The 20617-nt window shown below is 70.7% G+C and carries 17 protein-coding genes; 11 read left to right on the plus strand and 6 right to left on the minus strand.

Annotation, left to right across the window (positions count from 1 at the left end):
- Positions 1 to 280 precede the first annotated feature (280 nt).
- Positions 281 to 1060, plus strand: coding sequence for a calcium-binding protein (locus tag AB0N06_RS25275; protein WP_366136955.1), 780 nt, complete (start codon positions 281 to 283; stop codon positions 1058 to 1060).
- Positions 1061 to 1858: 798 nt separating this feature from the next.
- Positions 1859 to 5089 carry a VCBS repeat-containing protein gene (locus AB0N06_RS25280; protein ID WP_366136956.1) on the plus strand — a complete coding sequence of 1077 codons (3231 nt, stop codon included), beginning with the start codon at positions 1859 to 1861 and terminating at the stop codon, positions 5087 to 5089.
- A 330-nt stretch (positions 5090 to 5419) separates the two neighbouring features.
- Here the strand turns inward: AB0N06_RS25280 and AB0N06_RS25285 are convergent, their stop codons facing one another.
- Positions 5420 to 6181, minus strand: coding sequence for a phosphoglyceromutase (locus AB0N06_RS25285; protein WP_366136957.1), 762 nt, complete (start codon positions 6179 to 6181; stop codon positions 5420 to 5422).
- 369 nt (positions 6182 to 6550) lie between these two features.
- On the opposite strand from AB0N06_RS25285, the gene AB0N06_RS25290 reads away from it, so the two are divergent.
- Complete coding sequence (locus tag AB0N06_RS25290) at positions 6551 to 7858, plus strand: MFS transporter (protein WP_366136958.1); 1308 nt, start codon at positions 6551 to 6553, stop codon at positions 7856 to 7858.
- A 171-nt stretch (positions 7859 to 8029) separates the two neighbouring features.
- On the opposite strand, the gene AB0N06_RS25295 is transcribed toward AB0N06_RS25290, so the two are convergent.
- Positions 8030 to 8815 (minus strand): ABC transporter permease, encoded by a 786-nt coding sequence (locus tag AB0N06_RS25295; RefSeq protein WP_366136959.1) that lies wholly within the window; start codon positions 8813 to 8815, stop codon positions 8030 to 8032.
- Positions 8812 to 9753, minus strand: coding sequence for an ATP-binding cassette domain-containing protein (locus AB0N06_RS25300; protein ID WP_366136960.1), 942 nt, complete (start codon positions 9751 to 9753; stop codon positions 8812 to 8814). The genes AB0N06_RS25295 and AB0N06_RS25300 overlap by 4 nt, the downstream gene beginning before the upstream one ends.
- Positions 9754 to 9942: 189 nt before the next feature.
- Here AB0N06_RS25300 and AB0N06_RS25305 point away from each other — a divergent pair, with 189 nt between their 5' ends.
- From AB0N06_RS25305 to AB0N06_RS25315, 3 genes are read left to right on the plus strand one after another with little or no spacing between them, the layout of a single operon-like run.
- Positions 9943 to 11157 (plus strand): histidine kinase, encoded by a 1215-nt coding sequence (locus AB0N06_RS25305; protein WP_366136961.1) that lies wholly within the window; start codon positions 9943 to 9945, stop codon positions 11155 to 11157.
- Positions 11157 to 11858, plus strand: coding sequence for a response regulator transcription factor (locus AB0N06_RS25310; protein ID WP_366136962.1), 702 nt, complete (start codon positions 11157 to 11159; stop codon positions 11856 to 11858). Before AB0N06_RS25305 ends, AB0N06_RS25310 begins: the two co-directional genes overlap by 1 nt.
- A gap of 34 nt (positions 11859 to 11892) precedes the next feature.
- Complete coding sequence (locus AB0N06_RS25315; protein ID WP_366136963.1) at positions 11893 to 12126, plus strand: hypothetical protein; 234 nt, start codon at positions 11893 to 11895, stop codon at positions 12124 to 12126.
- 409 nt (positions 12127 to 12535) lie between these two features.
- Here AB0N06_RS25315 and phoU read toward each other — a convergent pair whose 3' ends face one another.
- Entirely contained in the window at positions 12536 to 13213 is a 678-nt protein-coding gene (phoU, locus tag AB0N06_RS25320; RefSeq protein ID WP_358860341.1) for a phosphate signaling complex protein PhoU, read from the minus strand.
- Positions 13214 to 13409: 196 nt separating this feature from the next.
- Here phoU and AB0N06_RS25325 point away from each other — a divergent pair, with 196 nt between their 5' ends.
- Positions 13410 to 14684, plus strand: a complete 1275-nt coding sequence (locus AB0N06_RS25325) for an ATP-binding protein (protein WP_366136964.1) — start codon at positions 13410 to 13412, stop codon at positions 14682 to 14684.
- Positions 14681 to 15361 (plus strand): response regulator transcription factor, encoded by a 681-nt coding sequence (locus tag AB0N06_RS25330; protein WP_366136965.1) that lies wholly within the window; start codon positions 14681 to 14683, stop codon positions 15359 to 15361. Before AB0N06_RS25325 ends, AB0N06_RS25330 begins: the two co-directional genes overlap by 4 nt.
- A gap of 93 nt (positions 15362 to 15454) precedes the next feature.
- Here AB0N06_RS25330 and AB0N06_RS25335 read toward each other — a convergent pair whose 3' ends face one another.
- Positions 15455 to 16111, minus strand: a complete 657-nt coding sequence (locus AB0N06_RS25335; RefSeq protein ID WP_366136966.1) for a DUF461 domain-containing protein — start codon at positions 16109 to 16111, stop codon at positions 15455 to 15457.
- 610 nt (positions 16112 to 16721) lie between these two features.
- Here AB0N06_RS25335 and AB0N06_RS25340 point away from each other — a divergent pair.
- The 3 genes from AB0N06_RS25340 (at position 16722) to ispF (ending at position 18728) form a co-directional block, all read left to right on the plus strand.
- A complete protein-coding gene (locus tag AB0N06_RS25340) occupies positions 16722 to 17204 on the plus strand; it encodes a CarD family transcriptional regulator (protein ID WP_006380568.1) in 483 nt (160 codons plus the stop codon).
- Between the two features lie 290 nt (positions 17205 to 17494).
- Positions 17495 to 18241: a 2-C-methyl-D-erythritol 4-phosphate cytidylyltransferase gene (ispD, locus tag AB0N06_RS25345; RefSeq protein ID WP_366136967.1), complete on the plus strand. Its 747-nt coding sequence runs from the start codon at positions 17495 to 17497 to the stop codon at positions 18239 to 18241.
- Positions 18231 to 18728, plus strand: coding sequence for a 2-C-methyl-D-erythritol 2,4-cyclodiphosphate synthase (ispF, locus tag AB0N06_RS25350; protein ID WP_366136968.1), 498 nt, complete (start codon positions 18231 to 18233; stop codon positions 18726 to 18728). The genes ispD and ispF overlap by 11 nt, the downstream gene beginning before the upstream one ends.
- A 753-nt stretch (positions 18729 to 19481) precedes the next feature.
- Here the strand turns inward: ispF and AB0N06_RS25355 are convergent.
- Complete coding sequence (locus tag AB0N06_RS25355) at positions 19482 to 20561, minus strand: hypothetical protein (RefSeq protein ID WP_366136969.1); 1080 nt, start codon at positions 20559 to 20561, stop codon at positions 19482 to 19484.
- Between the last annotated feature and the right edge of the window lie 56 nt (positions 20562 to 20617).

Raw genomic sequence — 20617 nt, forward strand, 5'->3', positions numbered from 1 at the left:
CCCCACCCCCACCCTCTTCCTATCTGTTCCCAACCCCCCGCCTGGCCCGCCCTACGGGCGGACGACGCTACTTTCGAAACACGCCCCGGTACCGCGACGGGGCAAACCTTGCCGGTCGCGGCACTAGGTGTTTTGAGCATGAGCGTCGTTGACACTCGCGGATCCTGATGAAGGCGAAGGCATCCGTGTGTGGTGGAGGCGTTGAAACAACAACGTGGTGAACCGTTGGCCAACGTCGTACGCTCCCTGTGGTCATTCAAAGACTCCATGGGGGACATTCATGCGCACAACCACGCGCCTTGCCCTGCTCGGCACCAGTGCCGCGCTGGTCGCCACCGCAATCGGTGCCACTGCCGCCCAGGCGGAAGACGGCGGCAAGGGCAACATCACGATCGACAAGGTCGTCGTCAACGGTGGCAAACCGGTCGTGGTTGGTACCACCAAGGTGGTGTCTGCCAAGGTCTCCGTGACCGCTTCGGATGATTCGGGCATCGCCGAGACCACGTACATCAGCGCCTTCGGTCCGAAGCCGAACTACGCGCAGATCTGGGACGACGAGATCACGTGCGTCAAGGCGAGCGCCACCACGTCGACCTGCACGGGCACGCTGACGTTCGACCCGCAGGCGTCGACCGGCTTCGTTGGCAACAGCGCGGCGGCCACCTGGAACCTCGGCACGCTGGTCTCCGCCAATGACTACGACTACATTCACCGGGACGCGGCCACCACGTTCAAGGTGCAGCGCCACTCGACGCTGACGGTCAACGCCTCGCCGGAGCCGGTGAAGAAGGGCAAGACCATCACGGTCACAGGCAAGCTCTCCCGGGCCAGCTGGGAGGACAACAAGTACCACGGCTACACGAACCAGTCGGTGAAGCTGCAGTTCCGCAAGAAGGGCAGCACCACCTACACCACGGTGAAGACGATCAAGTCCAACTCGACGGGCAACCTCAAGACGACCGTCACCGCCTCCACCGACGGCTACTTCCGCTACAGCTTCGCGGGCACGACGACGACTTCGGTGGTCAACGCGGCCGGCGACTACGTGGACGTCCAATAGCTACGTACTGAGAGCGTTTCTGAGACCTGATGCGGGAGAACGCCGGTTCGACCACAGGTGACCGTCACACCACGCCTGGTCGAGTCTCAGCGGATGTCCAGTAGGGGCGCCGTCCTCACCGGGACGGCGCCCCGGACAGGTGGCCCAGACACGGCCCCAGCACAGCAACAAGCCCCCTACACGCGGGGAAACCGCAGGCAGGGGGCTTGCTTTCGGTGTAGTACTTCTTCTTGCCCTGGGTCTGGCGGGCCCGTCTTCCGGCCCTGGTCGGGAGGGTGCATGCCGCAACTGACCTGCGGTTTGGCTGTCATGATTGGTCGTTGTTGGCCGTTGCTTGTCGCCCTCGGAGGGCCCAGAGAGGGCCCAGAGGGGGCCCGGTGGCGTCGCCCCGGACCCTCATCGCGAAGAGGAGCAGCCGCGCGAGCGGGCGGCCTCGACAGATCCCCACCCTGACCCATGAGGTCACCACTGGCAGAACGCGACGGTTGCGTCATCGCCTGACTTGTAGCGGGGCCATCGACGTCCCGGACTCAATCCGTGTTCGTGCTCGCCCCCGAGCACTCCGCTCCCTGTCTCTGGCCACGGCCACCGCCGAGACTCGGACGACATCGCCGAGCGGCTGATGGAGGAGGGCGAGTCGCCCGACGAGGAGTCTCCTGAGTGACGGCCGCCCGGCAGCCGCCGGGTGCGTGGGGCCGACGACGTGAACACCCAGGCTCCTGGTAAGAGAATGGCAAGAGGCTGGTAAAGTCCGCTCACTTGGGCGGGGCAGGGGCCCTCGCTGGGAGGGACTCTCACGTGGGCAGACATGCCCTGGGACGGGGCGGTCTGACCGTCGCCGTCTCCGCACTCTCGGTCGCCGTCGCGGCCGTCACTGTGGTCTCGGGGGGCGGCGATCCGGCCCGCGCGGCCACCGCACAGACAGCGGGAACGACGGAGATTCTCCTTCAGGACCCGCGCACGGAAACGACGCGTTCGGACCGCGTGCTCGCGGCCGGCGAGACCGGCTTCCTGCACCGGCAGGCCGGTGGAGCCGGGCTGCTCTGGACGAACTACGAGGACGGCGTCACCACCACCGTCACCACCCCGCCCGGCAACGCCGGTGCGGGCCGGCCGTACCAGCCGACCACCACCAGCTGCTACGACATCAGCGCCACCTGCCCCTCGGGCACGTTCGGACAGGGCGCCGACACCGTCGCGCTCCCGCACCGGTCGTACACCGAACCCGTCTCACTGTGGACGCCCGGCGGAGCGGACGGCGGCACGCTGCGCACGCTGGACATGCCGCGGCTGGACTACGTCGGCACGTACGGCGGGACTGTCGTGGCGGCCGAGCAGAACACCAGCGTCGACGGCTCGCCCCGGCCCGGCACCGGGCTGGAACTGCTGGACTACGTCGACGGCAAGCAGCGCACCCGCGTGGTGACCGGAGGCCCGGCCGACAAGGTCTGGAAGACGGGCGTCACCTCCGTGCGCACCGGAGACGCCAAGGGCGCGCTGCTCGCGTACCCGGGCGCCGCCGACTCGACCGGCGCCGCGACCTTCGACATCCACTACCTCGACTTCGCCACCGCGGAGCTCACCCAGGTCTTCTCCGGCGCCGGGAGCGGGCTGTCACTCTCACTCTCCCTCTCCGGTGACCGGATCGGCTGGTACACCCCGGCCGCGGGCCTGCACCTCCGGTCCCGCGCGGACCTCGCCGCCGAGGAGACGGTCCCGGTGGCGGGCAACGGCACGGCCGGCTCCCCTGTGGTCGTGGGGAACTGGCTCGTCCTGGTGGCGGACCGCGGCCCCGTCACGGCCGTCTCGCTGACCGACGGCACCACGAAGACCCTGCTGACCCGCTCGTACGGCGACCCCGTCGCCGCCCCCGACGGCTCCGCCCTCGTCACCGGCGGCACGAGCACCACCGACTGGTGGGTGCAGCGCGTCGTCCAGGGCGCCGACGGCACCCCGCGGCTGGAGAAGGTGGCCAAGGTGCCGCCGTACGAGAACCCCAAGACGGGCCTCGCGCTCAGCCGGGGCAGCCTGCGCGTGGCGGAGCGCGACCCCGCCGTCAGCAGCACTATGGACGCCACGTCCGTGCGCACGCTGACGACGAACGGCAGCACCACGCTCACCGCGTCCGACGCCACGGCCGGCGACAAGGTCTCGGCCGTGTGCCCGTACCCGGGCACCTCCTGCTCGGCGATGTGGGGCAACAAGGTCACCGCCCCCCGGGACGCCTACCTCGAGACGTTTTACGACGCCGACGAGGGCGGATCGGGTCTGTCGGACGCGGACCGGGTGGCCCGCGTCGGCGACGGCTCGGGCGTTCCCGACCTTGAGTTCGGCACCGAGAAGGGCGCGATCGTCGACGTGTCCGACGACTACGCGGTCTACAACTCGGGCGGCTCCGCCCCGATGCAGTACGTGGGCCACTTCGGCTACGGCCAGAAGCTGAAGCGCTCGGTCCGCGCCGCGGCCCTGAACGGGCCCGTCCTGTGGAGCGCCACCGCCACCGCCGGCCAGGTCACCTCCTACAGCCTCACCACGGACAAGACCCTCACCACGGTCACGGTCCCCGGCGCCGGCTGTGTGCCGACCGAGCTGCAGGCGGCGGGCCGCTGGCTGTACTGGGCCTGCGGCACGGCCTCAGCGGGCGTGTACGACACCAAGGCCGGCACGTCCGCCGCCGTGGCCCCCGGTGACGTGCTGCTCGGCGACGGCTTCACCGTCCGCCACGACCACGCCGCCGACGAGCTGGTCCTCACCGACGCGGCCACCGGCGCCACCCGCGTGGTCGCCGCGAAGGTCCCGGACACCGGCCTGGCCGCCGACCGCCGCTACCGCTGGACGGTCGACGAGTACACGGGCCTGGTCGCCTGGTTCGACGCGTTCGAGCAGACGCACGTCGCCACCACCGGCGTGACCCCGTCCGCCCTGACCGCGTTCGACTCGAGCGCCGACAGCTACGCCGCGCCTTCCACCGCCGACTCCTGGACGGGTTCGTGGCTGCTGTCCCGCCCTGTCGGCTCCTGGTCGCTCACCTTCACCTCGGTGGAGAGCGGCGAGACCGGAAAGGCGAGCCGCTCGGTCACCGGCGGTGCGAGCGCCGCCCGGGTCTCGGCGGGCTGGAACGGCAAGACCGCGAGCGGGGCCCGCTTCCCCAACGGCCGGTTCACCTGGACCCTGAAGGCGACGGGCCTGAACACGTCCACCGCCACCACCGTGGCAACCGGCAGCGGCTTCCTCAACAACGGGGCACCGGTACGGCACGACTTCGGCAGCCCCGACGGCCCGGACGGCACTGGCGACCTGCTGACCCTCAACTCCTCGGGCGCCCTGACCTTCCAGAGGGGCACGGGCACGGGGACGTTCTCGAGCAAGGTCAGCGGCAGCGGCTGGGCGACCAGCGTCAAGGCGGTCCCGTTCGGCGACCTGAGCGGGGACCGGTGCAACGACGTCCTGGTGCGCTACAGCAGCGGGGCCCTGCGCCTGTACAAGCCGGGCTGCGGCGCGGCGCTCAAGCCGACGACGTCGTACACCACGCTGGCGACCAGCGGCTGGACCCAGTACGACGTGCTGACCTCTCCGGGTGACATCAGCGGTGACGGCCGGCCCGACCTGATCGCGCGCAACGCCTCGACCGGCGCGGTGTACCTGTACAAGGGCACCAGCACGGGCAAGCTGTCCGCGCGCGTGAAGCTGTACGACAGCTGGAAGGGCTACAAGAAGATCGTCGGCACCGGTGACCTCAACGGTGACGGCATCGGCGACCTGGTCGTCCAGGACACCTCGAACACCCTGTACCGCTACAACGGCACCGGCAAGGGCACGTTCGGCGCCCGCGCCAAGGTGTTCAGCAACTGGGGCGGCACGTACAACGCCGTCGTCGGTGTCGGCGACCTCAACCGTGACGGCAAGGCGGACATCGTCGTCCGGGACAGCGCGGGCAAGCTGTACCGCAACTACGGTGACGGGAAGGGGTCGTTCGGGTCCCGTACCCAGATCGCCACCGGCTGGGGCGGGTACAAGGCCCTCTCCTAGCAACCTGTGGGGCTCGGAAAGTCGTCGCTGCAGGTCAAGCCGCATAGCGGTACTCGTTAATGGCGCCGCCGAGGATGCGGGTGCGCAGGAGTCTGCGGACTTCGAGGTCGTGCACGGTGATGGGCTGCTGGTCGGCGCCCGGAGGTAGTTGGTTGCGTGCTCGGTGGGGGCGGGTGCGACGGCCGGGCAGAGACGCTGGTGTACACCCGCGTCCGGCGCCGTCTTCGAGACGGCCCGATGAAGCACCTGACGGCCCAGCGACGGTCCCAGGGCAGCAACAAGCCCCCTGCCCGCGGAGAAACCGCAGGCAGGGGGCTTGCTTTCGGCGTACTACTTCTTCTTGCCCTGGTTCTTCACGGCCTCGATGGCGGCCTTCGCCGCGTCCGGGTCGAGGTACGTGCCGCCCGGCTTCAGCGGGCGGAAGTCGGCGTCCAGCTCGTAGGCGAGCGGGATGCCGGTCGGGATGTTCAGGCCCGTGATGTCGGCGTCGGAGATGCGGTCGAGGTGCTTGACCAGCGCGCGCAGGCTGTTGCCGTGGGCGGCGATCAGGACGGTGTGGCCGTCCAGCAGGTCCGGGACGACCGAGTCGTACCAGTACGGCAGCATGCGCTGGACGACGTCCTTGAGGCACTCGGTGCGCGGACGCAGCTCGCTCGGGATCGACGCGTAGCGCGGGTCGTCGCTCTGCGAGAACTCAGTGCCGTCCTCGAGGGCCGGCGGCGGGGTGTCGTACGAGCGGCGCCACAGCATGAACTGCTCCTCGCCGAACTCGGCGAGGGTCTGCGCCTTGTCCTTGCCCTGGAGCGCACCGTAGTGGCGCTCGTTCAGGCGCCAGGAGCGGTGGACCGGGATCCAGTGGCGGTCGGCGGCCTCCAGGGCCAGCTGCGCGGTGCGGATGGCGCGCTTCTGGAGGGAGGTGTGCAGGACATCGGGGAGCAGGCCGGCGTCCTTGAGCAGCTCACCGCCGCGGACTGCCTCCTTCTCGCCCTTCTCGGTGAGGTTGACGTCCACCCAACCGGTGAACAGGTTCTTCGCGTTCCATTCGCTCTCGCCGTGGCGGAGGAGGATCAGCTTGTACGGTGCGTCGGCCATGAGTCCGAGCGTAATCGAACCCGTGCGGGCACCGCGCAGCCGGTCACAGGGCGGACAAATGGGGGGGAGTGGCGGGTGGGGCGGCTTCGATTGACGGCAGCCGTCAAACGAGTGGCGGTCCGGAAGCAGAGCTTCGTAATGTGCTCATAGCCATCGGGCCACTTACGACCTCGCCCACGATTGGCAGTGGGAGAAGGAGCGGCGTCTGGGGCCTTCGAATCCAAGGCGGAGGAGGGAGTCGACGCGGAGCGTCGGGGACTGACGACAACGCCGGAGGCGGAGGTCCCAGGCGTCGCGACGCCGCTGCCAATCGTGGGTGAGGTCGTTACAGCTCGAACCCGTTCCGTACGTCCCCGGGGGGGAACCGTTATGTCTGTCGCCGGTCTCAGACGGGCCGCACGCGAATCCGTGTCCGGTCTCCCCAGGGAGTTCTGGTGGCTGTGGACCAGCACTCTGGTCAACCGCCTCGGGGCGTTCGTCGCCACCTTCATGGCCCTCTACCTGACCCTGGACCGGGGCTACTCCGCCTCGTACGCGGGGCTGGTCGTCGCGCTGCACGGGCTCGGCGGGGTCGTCTCCTCGCTCGGCGCGGGGGTGATGACGGACCGGCTCGGGCGGCGGCCCACGATGCTGATCGCGCAGAGTTCGACCGCCGCGTCGGTCGCGTTGCTCGGGTTCATGGTCCATCCGGTCGCGATCGCCGCGGTCGCGTTCCTCGTCGGCATGACGAGCAACGCGTCCCGGCCCGCCGTGCAGGCGATGATGGCCGACATCGTCCGGCCCGAGGACCGGGTGCGGGCGTTCTCGTTGAACTACTGGGCGATCAACCTGGGCTTCGCGGTGTCGTCCGCGGGCGCGGGGTTCATCGCCGAGTACAGCTATCGGGCCGGGTTCATGGCCGAGGCCGCGATGACGCTGTTCTGCGCGCTCGTCGTCTTCCTGAAGGTGCCGGAGTCCCGGCCGGAGCGGACACCGAGAATCACGAAGGGCGCGGCGGACGAGTCCGAGGTCCGGCTCTCCACCGTGCTGCGCGACGGCCGCTTCATGAGCGTCGTCGGACTGTCGTTCGTGGTCGCGCTGATCTTCCAGCAGGGGTACGTGGGGCTGCCGGTGGCGATGGGTACGGACGGGCTCTCCAGCTCCGACTTCGGCACCGCGGTCGCCGTCAACGGTGTGCTGATCGTGGCGCTCCAGATCCCCGCCACCCGCTTCATCCAGCAGCGCGACCCGCGCCGCCTGTTGGTCGTGTCGTCGTTGCTGGCGGGATACGGATTCGGGCTGACCGCGTTCGCCGGGTCGGTCGCCGTGTACGCGCTGACGATCTGTGTCTGGACGGTCGGCGAGATCATCAACGCACCGGTCCAGAGCAGCCTGGTCGTCCGCCTCTCCCCGGCCCACGGCCGGGGCCGCTACCAGGGCATGTACACGCTGTCGTGGTCGGCGGCCGCGCTGGTCGCACCGCTGATGTCCGGTCTGGTGATCGACCACTACGGTGCGACGTGGCTGTGGGGGACGTGCGGGGTGCTGGGGACGGTCGCGGCGCTCGGGTACTGGCTGCTCATGCGCGGGCTTCCGGCGGAGGAGAAGGCGACCGGGGTGGTGGCGGTGACGGCTGCGGAGGCCGAGCCGGACGCGGCCTCCGGTGCCCCGCAGGGTGCGGTGGAGCGAGCGGTCTGACAGGGATGGGGCGAGCTGCGCGGAGGGCTTGAATCACGGGAGCCCGGCCCGGGTACGGGGAGCCCGGCCCGGGTACGGGGAGCCCGCACGGCCGGCGGCCCCCGACCTCCGCCGGCAGCCCGCCGTGCGGTGCTTGCCCGCGTCCATGGGCAGGACCGGCAAAGACACCTGTCAGGCGTCTCGGCGCTTGACCAGGATCGCCGCCAGGCCCCCGAGGGCCGCGAGGTACACCCCGCAGACGGCGAAGGCGAGGCCCGGGGAGGGGGTGTCCGTGCCCGGGCGCGCCACCGTGCCGCTGAGCGCTTCGAAGGCCGACTGCAGCGTCCATGTGCCAGGCGTCGTGCTCCAGTTGTCGAGCGTGGAGGCGAGCATGGGAAGGACGAAGAACAGGCCGAACAGGGTGGCGATCGCGCCTGCCTGGCTGCGCAGGATCGCCCCGAGGGCCAGCCCCAGCAGTGCCATGACACTGAGGAACAGACCAGTGGATGCCACCGCCCGGAACACGCCGGGGTCGGCGAGCCCCATCGCGAGGTGCCTGCCGGACAGCGCGCTGCGGCCGAGGAGATAGGTGGTGAAGGCGAGCAGTTCCCCCACCGCCAGGGTGAGCGCGCCGGTGATGACGGCTTTCGCGGTCAGGACGGCGCCACGGTGCGGGGTCGCGGTGAAGGTGGTGCGGATCAGACCGCTGCTGTACTCCGAGCCGGTCGCCAGGACACCGAGCGTGCCGAGGGCGAGGATGGCGAAGTAGAACCCGCCGCTGAAGCCGTAGCGGACCGGGTCGATGCGGGCCCGTTCCGGGGCGGTCATGGTGTCCCAACTACCGTCCAGGGAGTGGTAGTCGAGGATGCCGACGACCGTCGCCGCAGCCATCGCGACGAGCAGAGTGAGGTAGGTGGAGCGGACGCTGCGGAGCTTGATCCACTCGGAGGTGAGCAGGCCTGGGCCGGGGGGTGTCACTGGTGCTGGTCCTTTCGGCGGGAGGTGCCGGCGGTGGCGCCGGCCCGGTACTGCACGCTGGCGGCGGTGATGTCCATGAAGGCTTCCTCCAGCGAGGCCTGCCGGGTGGACAGTTCGTGGATCGTCAGGCGGTTGGCGGCCGCCAGGTCGCCGATGTCCTGGGGCTGAAGTCCGGCCACGGCCAGGACGCCGTCCGGTTCCGGGGTGACCTGGGCGCCGTGGGCGGTGAGCAGCCTGGTCAGCGTGGCGCTGTCGGCCGTGCGCACCAGGACCGCGCCGCGCGCGCTGCCGCGGATGAACTCTTCGGTGCTGATGTCGGTGATCAGCCTGCCCCCGCCGACGATGACGAGGTGGTCGGCGGTGAGTGCCATCTCGCTCATCAGGTGGCTGGAGACGAACACCGTGCGCCCTTCGGCGGCGAGCGATCTCATGAGGGTGCGGATCCACAGGACGCCCTCCGGGTCCAGGCCGTTGACCGGCTCGTCGAGCATCAGCGCCGGCGGGTTGCCGAGCAGTGCCACGGCGATGCCCAGACGCTGCTTCATGCCCAGTGAGAACCCGCCCACCCGGCGGCGGTCCACCTCGGCCAGCCCGGTCATTTCGAGGACCTCGTCGACCCGCCGGGCGGGGATGTCGTTGCTCGCCGCGATACTCGCCAGATGGGCGCGGGCGCTGCGCCCCCGGTGCACGGCGTGCGGGTCGAGCAGCGCGCCGACCTCACGTAGTGGCCGGGCCAGCGAACGGTAGGGGCGGCCGCCCACCAGGGCCAGCCCGGCGGTGGGCGCGTCCAGGCCCAGGATCATCCGCATCGTGGTGGACTTCCCCGCCCCGTTCGGGCCGAGGAAGCCGGTCACCCGTCCCGGACCGGCCTCGAAGGTGAGGTCCTCCACGGCAGTGGTGGACCCGTAGCGCTTGACCAACCCTTCGGCCTCGATCATGAACACTCCTTCGCTCCGCGAGCGGTGACTGGCAGCTGTTTGCGTGCCGCTCCCCACCGTGCCGTTCCGGCCGCCGCCGGGCCTCTGGCCACGGTCGGAGATCCACCGCCTCCGCCGGGCCGGTCTACGACCAGGGACGTATGCCCGCGGGCGGAGGGCGCGCGAGCAGGCCGTCGCTACGCTGGGGCGATGCCCACCGCGCCGCATCCGCCCCTGACGAAGAGGCTGAGCCCCGGCCACTGGACCGTCCTGGACGCCCTCGCCGGAGCGCTGCTGGCGTACGTCGCATGGCGGGGCACGCTGGACACCTACCGCGTCTTCGACCCACACCACCGGGGGTATCCCCGGCCCAGTGCGGCCATGTTCGTCGTCGCGCTGGCCGCCACGGTGGTCGTGGGGTTGTCCGTGGCGCTGCGCCGCCGCTTCCCGCTGTCCGTCTGCGCCGCCGTGTTCGCGTCCTGGACCGCGGTCGTCGCCGTCCTCGGCCAGACATCCATGGCCCGCGTGGTCGGCACCCAGATCGTGGCGGCCTCCGCACTGCTGCTCTACCTCGTCGCGGCCACCCGCAATCGCCGGACCGCTCTGCTGGCACTGGGCGCGGGTCTGGCGGGCGTGGCCGCCGCCCGGTTCGGATCCGGCGAGCTGCGGCACAACATCCCCGTCGCGCTGGCCGCCCAGACCACCTTCTGGGCGGTCGGATACGCCGTGGGACGGCACCGCGCCTACGCGGCCGAGCTGCGTGCGTATCAGGCCCGCGACGCGCTGACGGAGCGGACCCGGGAGCGGCTGCGGCTGGCCCGGGAGCTGCACGACGTGATCGCGCACAGCATGAGTGTGGTGACCGTGCAGGCCGGATACGGCCACTTCGTGATCGACGAACACCCGCAGGAGGCCAAGGCGGCGCTGACCACGATCCAGGCGGTCGGCAGGGACACCCTGCGGGAACTGAGCGGGCTGCTCTCCGTACTCCGCGAGGGCGGCACCGACGACTGCCTGCCGGTGCTGCCCGCCCCCGGGCTCGGCGAGCTGGGCCGGCTGATCACCCGCACGGCCGAGGCAGGCGTCAAGGCCGACCTGCGGGTCCACGGCCGACGGCGTGAGCTGTCCCCCGGGATCGAACTGTCCGCCTACCGGATCGTCCAGGAGGCGCTGACCAATGTCGTGAAGCATGCCGGCACCGGGGAATGCCGGGTCACCGTCGGATACCAGGTGAGCGAACTCACGGTGGAGGTCGTCGATGGCGGCGCGGGCGCGGCTGCCCCGAGCCGGGACGGGCAGGGCCTGGCCGGGATGCGTGAGCGGGTGGGCCTGTACGGCGGGGAGTTCAGCGCCGGGCCGCTGCCCGGGCGGGGATTCAGGGTGGCCGCACGGCTGCCCATGGCCGGAGCCGAAGGGAACGCGTGATGGTCGTCCGTGTCGTGGTCGCCGACGACCAGACCCTCGTCCGCACGGGCTTCAAGGGCATCGTCTCCGCCGCACCGGGCTTCACCGTGGTCGGTGAGGCAGGCACCGGCCTGGCCGCAGTCGAAGTCGCCCGGCGGGAGCGGCCCGACGTCGTCCTGATGGACATCCGCATGCCCGACATGGACGGGCTGGAGGCCACCCGCCTCATCACCGGCAAAGCCGGCCGCACGGCCGCCGCCCCTGGCGTGCGGGTGCTGATGCTCACGACCTTCGGCATGGACGAGTACATCTTCGCTGCCCTGCGCGGCGGCGCCAGCGGCTTCCTCCTCAAGGACGCCCCCGCCGACGAACTCCTCACCGCGATCCGGGTCGTCGCTTCCGGCGAGGCACTGCTCGCACCTCAGGTCACCCGCCGACTCATCGAGGAGTTCGCCGGCCGGCCCGCCTCAACGGGCACGACAGCACCCCCAACAGCGCCTCCCGGCCGGGAGGAGAACCTACGAGGCGTCAGCCCACGCGAGCGCGAAGTGCTCACCCTGATCGGCCAGGGCCTCACCAACACGGAGATCGCGACCCGGCTGCACATCACCCCCGGTACCACCAAGACGCACGTCGGGAACCTGCTGACCAAGCTCGACGCACGCGACCGCGTCCAACTCGTCATCACCGCCTATCGGGCCGGACTGGTCACCCCGCGCTGAACACGGCGGTCAGTCGGCGAAGTGGGCTGCGTGGATGACCGGAGTCGGCCGCTCGCTCCTCCTCAACGGCCACATCGACGTCGTGTCCGCGGAGCCGAGGAGCGAGCGGACCGGCGACCCGTTCCGTGCCGAGGTCCGCGACGGGCGGCTGTACGACCGCACCTGCGACATCTCCACCCTGGGCACGGCAGTGGCACTGCTGCTGATCGGTGCCGACGGCCACGCGGTGGCCCGTACCCGCCGCGCCCCGGAGCCCGTCATCGCCTGAAACGGCACTGCCCGAAACGCACCGGACCGGCGCCCCGCACGGGGCGCCGGTCCGGTGGTGTCCCGTCAGCCGCAGCAGCCGCCGCACTGGCACGGCGCGCCCGACTGGCAGCCGCACCCGCAGCCCGATCCGCAGCCACAGGCACCGAGCACCGTCAGATGGACCACTTCAGCGGGTGTCTCCTGCTGCGGGTCGGTCGTGGGGGAGTCGGCCATCGTTCCTCCTCAAGGACGTACATCCAGGCGTACGACAGGGCCGTACGACCGACAGCGACGCACGACCGGGGCGTGCCACCAGGCGTACCGCCTGCCGCCCCACCTCATTCATGCCCACTCCGGCTGCCCCATCAACGGCGCACAGACGGCGCATCCAAGGCACACCCGCGCAAAACGCGCCGTCCCCCTACGTGTTACGCGCCCTCTACCGACGCCGCATTCTGGATGTCGTCCGCGTGCTCACCCGTCACCAGATAGACGACCCGCTTGGCGACCGACACCGCGTGGTCGGCGAAGCGCTCGTAGTACCGGCCGAGCAGTGTCACGTCGACGGCGGTCTCTATGCCGTGCTTCCAGCGGTCGTCCATCAGGTGCTGGAACAGCGTGCGGTGCAGCAGGTCCATCTCGTCGTCGTCCTGCTCCAACTGGAGCGCCAGGTCGACGTCCTTCGTGATGATCACCTCAGCGGCCTTGGCCATCAGGCGCTGCGCCAGCTGCCCCATCTCCAGAATGGTGGCGTGCAGGTCGTTCGGTACCGCCGACTGCGGGAAGCGCAGCCGGGCCAGCTTCGCCACATGCTGGGCCAGGTCGCCCGAACGCTCCAGGTCGGCACTCATCCGCAGCGAGGTGACCACGATCCGCAGATCGGTCGCCACGGGCTGCTGGCGCGCGAGGAGGGCGATCGCTCGCGCCTCCAGGTCGTGCTGGAGGTCGTCGACCTTCTGGTCCGCGGCGATCACGCTCTCCGCGAGCTTGAGGTCGGCGTCGAGCATGGACGTCGTCGCCCGGCCGATCGCCGATCCGACCAGCCGGGCCATCTCGACCAGGCCCTCTCCGATCGAGTCGAGTTCCTCGTGGTAAGCGTCGCGCATGGAAGTCCCTCTCCAGTCCTCACTATGGCCGGGGCCAGATCTGGACCCCACGCTCTCACCCTGTGGGGTGTACGCGTCCGGATCCGGCCGACCAAATGAACCAGCCCTTGCCCCTCGGTGAACTCTGGGCGACGAGTGTTCGAGTACACCCTCGGACGGCTGGGAGAGCGCTGCCGCACCCGCTTAACCTGGACGCATGGACGTGAACGCGGCGGTCGCCGCAGCTGCAGCGATCGCCGGGTTGTGTACCGGCGTGATCGCCATGCTGGCGTTCCGCTGGAGCGAGCGCGACCTGAAGAGACCCACGCGCACGTCCCTGCGGCCCGACAGCAACGGCGCACTGCCCCCCGGGGTCGACACGGTGCTCTCCGTGCTCTCCTCCTCCGCGGTCGTGCTCGACGAGAGCGACAGTGTCGTCAAGGCCAGCTCCGCCGCGTACGCGCTGGGACTGGTCAGGGGCGGCCGGCTGGCCGTCGAACCCATGCTGCACATGGCCAGGGACACCCGCCGGGACGGTGAGATACGGCAGGTCGAGCTGGACCTCCCCCGGCGCGGCACGGGCCGGGGCGAGGCTCTCGCAGTCTCGGCACGGGTCGCCCCGCTGGGCTCCCGGCTGGTGCTCCTGCTGGTCGAGGACCTCACCGAGGCCCGCCGTATCGAAGCGGTACGACGCGACTTCGTCGCCAACGTCAGCCACGAGCTCAAGACCCCGGTGGGAGCGCTCTCGCTGCTCTCCGAAGCCGTCATGGACGCGTCCGACGATCCGGAGGCGGTCGAGCGGTTCGCGGGCCGGATGCAGGTCGAGGCGACCCGGCTGACCAACCTCGTGCAGGAAATCATCGACCTCTCCCGGGTTCAGAACGACGACCCGCTGGAGGACGCCGAGCCGGTCCGGGTCGACGAACTGGTCGCCGAGGCCATCGACCGCTGCCGGCAGCAGGCCGGCGCGAAACAGATCACCATGGCCGCCGGCGGCACCGCGGCGCTCCGGATCTGGGGCAACCGCGGCCAGCTCGCCGCGGCGCTCGGCAATCTCGTGGAGAACGCCGTCAACTACAGCCCCGCCCGCACCCGCGTCGGCATCGCCGCGAGGCGCCTGGTCGTACCGGGCGGGGACCAGATCGAGATTGCCGTGACCGACCAGGGCATCGGCATCTCGGAGAAGGACCGCGAGCGGGTCTTCGAACGCTTCTACCGCGTCGATCCGGCCCGCTCACGGGCCACTGGTGGCACCGGTCTCGGCCTCGCCATCGTCAAACATGTGGCCGCCTCGCACGGCGGGGAGGTCACGGTCTGGAGCTCGGAGGGACAGGGCTCCACCTTTACCCTGCGGCTGCCCGAAGCGGGCTCCGTACGAGACCGAGACCGCACATCGGGCGGACCGCTCATCGTCAACGGTGACGACGGGACCTACCGGACCGCCGACCCCGACACTCTCGAACCAATTCCTGCCCCGGAGGTCCTTCCGTGACCCGAGTGCTTGTCGTCGAGGATGAGGAATCCTTCAGCGACGCTCTGTCCTACATGCTCCGCAAGGAAGGCTTCGAGGTCGCGATCGCGGCCACGGGCCCCGACGGGCTCGACGAGTTCGAGCGCAACGGCGCCGACCTCGTCCTCCTCGACCTGATGCTGCCGGGCCTGCCCGGCACCGAGGTCTGCCGCCAGCTGCGCGGCAGGTCCAACGTCCCCGTGATCATGGTCACGGCCAAGGACAGCGAGATCGACAAGGTCGTCGGCCTGGAAATAGGAGCCGACGACTACGTGACCAAGCCGTTCTCCTCGCGAGAGCTCGTCGCCCGCATCCGCGCGGTGCTGCGGCGTCGCGGGGAGCCGGAGGAGGTCACCCCGGCCGCCCTGGAGGCGGGCCCGGTCCGGATGGACGTGGACCGCCACGTCGTCACGGTCTCCGGCGGCAAGGTCGACCTCCCGCTCAAGGAGTTCGACCTGCTGGAGATGCTGCTGCGGAACGCGGGCCGGGTGCTGACCCGGATGCAGCTGATCGACCGCGTCTGGGGCGCGGACTACGTGGGCGACACCAAGACCCTCGACGTCCACGTCAAGCGCCTGCGCGCCAAGATCGAGCCCGACCCGGGGGCGCCGCGCTTCCTGGTGACGGTGCGCGGCCTGGGCTACAAGTTCGAGCCGTAGACCCGGGCCCGTACGGCAGGCGGCCGGGCGGAGCACATACGACGGAGGCGCCTCCCGCTCGGGAGGCGCCTCCGTCGTGCGTATCCGCGGACGTCAGCCGGCCGACTGCGAGGCCGACGCCGCGTCCGTCGGGCCCGCCGCGCCGCTCGCCGACTCGGACGGGCTGCCCGACGGCGCGCCCGGCGTCGCGGACCCGGACGGCGTCGTCGCCGGCGTCTCGGACGGCAACGAAGGCAGCGAGCTCGGGCCGAAGCCCGTGAAGTAGCTGGTGGCCGGGACGACGAACACGCCGAGCGGGACGTCGCCGGTCTTGCTGAACTTGAAGACGACCGACTGCACGTTGCCGTTCCGCGCGGCCTCGCGGCCGTTCTCGATCACGCCGGCGGCATTGCCCTTGCCGCCGAGGACGACCTTGCCCCCGGCCGGGACGACGATCGGTCCCGCACCCTTGGCGGCGTGCAGCTGCACCGTCGCGCCGGTGCCGGGCAGGGTGATCGCGTCCAGCGTCTGCCGTGCGACACCGTTGTTGAACAGCGTCGCGGTGACGACGGCCGGACCCGCGGCGTTGCGCTCGGGCTGGGTGATGACGTTCGCGTTCTGGATCCGGATGTCACCGATGCTGGTGGCAGCGCTGTCCGGCTTGATTTCGAGCGTCTGCGCGTCATTGCCGGCACCACACGCGGAAAGTGCACCGATCGAGATCACGATGGCAGTGGCGGCAAGGGCGCCGCGTCGAAGGCTGCGGCTCACGGCTGCGGCAACTCCTTGAACGTACGGACTTCACGGACTGGAGGGGCGAGCGACGTAAAGCCGCCCTAAGGGTGTGTCAGCGGGCTTAGGTTACCGAGCCGTCGTCCCCGCCCCGCACCCGACCCGCCCCTACCGCTCCCGGGCATCACGAGCCGTGTCCGCAGTCGGGCCCCTGAGCCACCGGCATGCCGCCCCGCCCCCGCGATTCGTGTGCTGTTCACATAACAGGCTTGATCAATTCCTCGGACCGTGACGCATTCCTTGCGCATAATCTCCGCAACCCCTGCCGTTGATCAATTCCATTGGTCATCGGTACTTACGTCCGTGCGGGTGATCGATCTCCGAACGGAGTACGGAAAGTTCACCATCTGGAATCCGGCAAACCGGGACGTTCGGTCACTTCGGAGGGGGTTCGGGCGTGTGTGACGCGGGTGTTTCGCCCTACCCGTACAGCCGCTCCGACCTGCGAATACCACCTTCCCGAAGCCTTCCGCAGCACGTCCGTGTTGCTGTTGTCAAGCCCCGAGATATGCCCTGACCTGCGAAAACGCCATTCAGGAGAAGCTGTTCTCGTGTTACTCTTGATAGCCACGGAAGGGGTACCTGTCACATGACGTTCAAGGTTGGCGACACCGTGGTCTATCCCCATCACGGGGCCGCGCTGATCGAGGCTATCGAAACTCGCCAGATCAAAGGCGTGGACAAGACCTACTTGGTGCTCAAGGTCGCCCAGGGTGACTTGACGGTTCGTGTCCCGGCGGACAATGCGGAGTTCGTGGGCGTGCGCGACGTAGTCGGGCAGGAGGGCCTGGACCGGGTCTTCGAGGTGCTGCGCGCACCGTACGCCGAAGAGCCGACGAACTGGTCCCGGCGCTACAAGGCAAATCTGGAGAAGCTCGCCTCCGGCGATGTCATCAAGGTCGCCGAAGTCGTTCGCGACCTGTGGCGTCGTGAGCGTGAGCGCGGACTCTCCGCAGGTGAGAAGCGCATGCTCGCCAAGGCTCGCCAGATCCTGGTGAGTGAGCTCGCTCTCGCGGAGAACACGAACGAAGACAAGGCCGAGGCTCTGCTCGACGAGGTCCTCGCGTCCTGACCCGGATCGCACCGGTCGTAAATAAATGTGCCGCGGTGCCCGCTGACCAGCCGTATTCACGGTGTGTCGTCGGGCGCTGCGGCATGTCCGGATTCGGATCCGGCTATCCCATCGATACTTTGCTCGCGATCTTGCAAGGCCCGCCCCGAGCAGCCGCTGCGGCTCGCCCGAACTCGACCGGGTGTCACGGAAGGGGTCCCGGCCAAGTCAAGGCGTCGCGCCCGGCTCGCTTGTGGCCATACCCATGTCGGCCGTGGAAACAAACATGCTGATGCTTCGGAGTGCAACCGATGTCTGATCAATCGCGTCCGTACCGCACCGCCGCGGTGATTCCCGCCGCCGGCCGAGGCGTACGGCTCGGCCCGGGCGCCCCCAAGGCGCTCCGTGCGCTGAGCGGCACGCCCATGCTCATCCACGCGGTACGGGCCATGGCGGCGTCCCGGTCCGTCTCCCTCGTCGTCGTGGTCGCCCCGCCGGACGGCGCGCCCGAGGTCAAGAACCTGCTGGACGAACACGCCCTGCCCGAGCGCACCGACTACCTCGTCGTGCCGGGTGGTGACACCCGCCAGGAATCGGTCAGCCTCGGCCTCGCCGCGCTCCCCGAGAACATCTCCGCCGTCCTCGTCCACGACGCGGCACGCCCGCTGGTGCCGGTCGACACCGTGGACGCGGTGATCGAGGCCGTACGCGACGGCGCACCCGCCGTCGTCCCCGCGCTGCCGCTCGCCGACACCGTCAAGGAGGTCGAGCCCGGCGCGCCCGGCGACCCGGAGCCCGTGCTCGGCACGCCCGTACGGGCCAGGTTGCGCGCCGTGCAGACCCCACAGGGCTTCGACCGGGACACCCTGGTCCGCGCCCACGAGACCGCCGCCGTCGACGGCGAGGGCGCCACCGACGATGCGGGCATGGTTGAACAGCTCGGGGCGCCCGTCGTGGTCGTACCCGGGCACGAAGAGGCATTCAAGGTGACCCGGCCGCTCGACCTGGTGCTGGCCGAGGCGGTTCTCGCACGCAGGAGGGCGAACGATGGGTTCTGAGCACGCGCCGGTGATTCCGCAGGTCGGCATCGGCACGGACATCCACGCCTTCGAGGAGGGCCGCGAGCTGTGGTGCGCGGGCCTGCTCTGGGAGGACGAGGGCCCCGGTCTCGCCGGCCACTCCGACGCCGACGTCGTGGCGCACGCCGCCTGCAACGCGCTGTTCTCGGCCGCCGGGCTAGGGGACCTGGGACAGCACTTCGGGACGGGGCGCCCCGAGTGGTCCGGCGCCGCGGGCGTCACGCTGCTGACCGAGGCGGCGCGGATCGTACGGGCCGAGGGGTTCGAGATCGGGAACGTCGCCGTCCAGGTCATCGGCGTACGACCGAAGATCGGCAAGCGGCGCGACGAGGCGCAGAAGGTGCTGTCGGCGGCGGTGGGCGCCCCGGTCTCGCTCTCCGCCGCCACATCGGACGGGCTCGGATTCACCGGCCGTGCGGAGGGGCTCGCGGGGCTCGCTACGGCGCTGGTCTACCGGGTGGGCTGAGCGCGTGCGGGGTTGCCCCGGCGGGTAGTGCGGTTCTCGTGCCCGGGTCCGGGGGCAGGGTTCCGTCCTCAATCGCCGGACGGGCTTGATTTTCGGCGCCGTGCCCCGGGGGCGCCGCCGCGCTGTCCCGTGGTGGGGTGGGTGGGGCCCGTCCGGGGTGCGGGGCCGCCGCGGCGGGCGGTCCGGTTCTCGCACCCCGGGTCCGGGGGCAGGGTTCCGTCCTCAATCGCCGGACGGGCTTGATTTTCGGCGCCGTGCCCCGGGGGCGCCGCCGCGCTGTCCGGTGGCGGGGCGGGTGGGGCCCCTCCGGGGCGTCTCCTCAGGACTGGCGCGGAAACCGGCAACGCGGACGAACCCGGCACGTACGCCAGCCCCTGCGGGGACTCCCCTGCACGGCCCCACCCGGGCATCACTCGCGCCTGCGCCCCGGAGGTCGTGACAGGAGGGCACACCGGGCCGCTGACGCGGGACGGCCGGTCCGGGGCCGTGCAGGGGAGTCCCCGCAGGGCGATGAACAAAGACCCGGGCTCCCCTCGCGTACCCGCCGAACGTTCGTCGCCCGAGGAGACACCCCGGAGGGGCCCCGGACCACCACCCACCCGACACGGCGACGGTGCCACCGGAGAGCCAGGCGGACACCCAAGCCCGTCCGGCGCTTGAGGACGGAACCCCCCACCCCGTGGGCCCGAACCCGCCGGACACGGCACGCCCGCACACCCAAGCCCGTCCGGCGCTTGAGGACAGAACCCCCGCCTACTCCACCCGCTTCCCCGCCCGCCGCACCAGGAACACCGCCGACGCCACCGCAGCCGACCGCACCACCACTGGCCACACCCCGCTCAGCGCGTCCCCCATGCCGTCCTCCGGGATCGGCTCGCCCCAGCGCCCGTCCATCCGCCCCCACAGCCAGACCAGGCCGCCCACCACAGCCGCTCCGGGCAGTCCCAACGCGGCCAGCTTCGCCTCCGCGCGGGAGAGCGTGCGCGAGCTGTACGCGATCAGCCAGCCGCCCGCGAGCACCAGCAGGGATCCCGTCACCGCACCGGTGGCCAGCAACCCGGCGGCGAGCAGCAGCAACGGGTGACCGAACCGGAACCCCGCCCTCTCCCGTGGCGCACGCCGCCGGATCCGCGGCCGCCATCGCCCCCGCGCACCCTCGCTCCCACCATCCTCAGCGGAACCGTTCCCGTCCCGCTCCGCCTCGCCCTCGGCAGCCGCTTCCGCTTCCTCCGAGGGCGACGGCGGTTTCAGAAGGTCCGGGATCTCCACCCCACCGGTGAACCCCGGCACCCGCACCCCGTCCCCGAACGGCTCCGGCTCGATACGCCACCAGTCGGGTTCGCTCCCGGACGCTCCGAGCTCATCCGTCCCCGCCATGTGCGGCGGCGACGGCCCGTCCCCCCTCGAAGCAGCAGGAGCCGCAGAATCCTCACGCGCCTCACGCGCCCCAGGCACCCCACCGGCCCCCGGGTCCCTCTCCGACGCGCCCTTGCGCAAAGTCTCTTTCCGGAAGGTTCCTCTCCGCGGGCGTGGGACCCCCGACGGCTCCGGATCGCCCCGTTCCCCGTCCTTCGTCGCCTCCGGCAGCATCACGGTCCCGTCGCCCGACCTCGCCGCCGCGGCCACCAGTTCGTCCGGCGTGCCGAGCTTCCCGATGATGCGCCGCACCGCCGCCGGCGTGTCCGTGCCCTGGCTTCCGCGCTGCCGGTCGATCTCGGTGCGCAGTGCCGCCACGAGCCGCATCCGGACACCCGAGGGCAGCTGTTGCTGCTGGGCCAGGTCTCCGACCCGGCTCAGGTAGTCGTAGACAAGCTGGTCGCTCTCGATCCCCACGCGATGGTTCCCCTCCGGCCGCCCTGCACCGACGGTAGCGCCCTCGGGCCTGTCCG

The sequence above is a fragment of the Streptomyces sp. NPDC051020 genome, from assembly GCF_040683105.1.
Taxonomy (GTDB): Bacteria; Actinomycetota; Actinomycetes; order Streptomycetales; family Streptomycetaceae; genus Streptomyces.

Bases quoted from the DNA above. Each gene is read 5' to 3' on its own strand.
- phoU (WP_358860341.1), bottom strand. From the start codon at position 13,213: ATGCGCGACGCTTACCACGAGGAACTCGACTCGATCGGAGAGGGCCTG.
- AB0N06_RS25310 (WP_366136962.1), top strand. From the start codon at position 11,157: ATGGTCGTCCGTGTCGTGGTCGCCGACGACCAGACCCTCGTCCGCACG.
- AB0N06_RS25315 (WP_366136963.1), top strand. From the start codon at position 11,893: ATGACCGGAGTCGGCCGCTCGCTCCTCCTCAACGGCCACATCGACGTC.
- ispF (WP_366136968.1), top strand. From the start codon at position 18,231: ATGGGTTCTGAGCACGCGCCGGTGATTCCGCAGGTCGGCATCGGCACG.
- AB0N06_RS25325 (WP_366136964.1), top strand. From the start codon at position 13,410: ATGGACGTGAACGCGGCGGTCGCCGCAGCTGCAGCGATCGCCGGGTTG.
- AB0N06_RS25275 (WP_366136955.1), top strand. From the start codon at position 281: ATGCGCACAACCACGCGCCTTGCCCTGCTCGGCACCAGTGCCGCGCTG.
- AB0N06_RS25305 (WP_366136961.1), top strand. From the start codon at position 9,943: ATGCCCACCGCGCCGCATCCGCCCCTGACGAAGAGGCTGAGCCCCGGC.
- AB0N06_RS25300 (WP_366136960.1), bottom strand. From the start codon at position 9,753: ATGATCGAGGCCGAAGGGTTGGTCAAGCGCTACGGGTCCACCACTGCC.
- AB0N06_RS25290 (WP_366136958.1), top strand. From the start codon at position 6,551: ATGTCTGTCGCCGGTCTCAGACGGGCCGCACGCGAATCCGTGTCCGGT.
- AB0N06_RS25340 (WP_006380568.1), top strand. From the start codon at position 16,722: ATGACGTTCAAGGTTGGCGACACCGTGGTCTATCCCCATCACGGGGCC.
- ispD (WP_366136967.1), top strand. From the start codon at position 17,495: ATGTCTGATCAATCGCGTCCGTACCGCACCGCCGCGGTGATTCCCGCC.
- AB0N06_RS25285 (WP_366136957.1), bottom strand. From the start codon at position 6,181: ATGGCCGACGCACCGTACAAGCTGATCCTCCTCCGCCACGGCGAGAGC.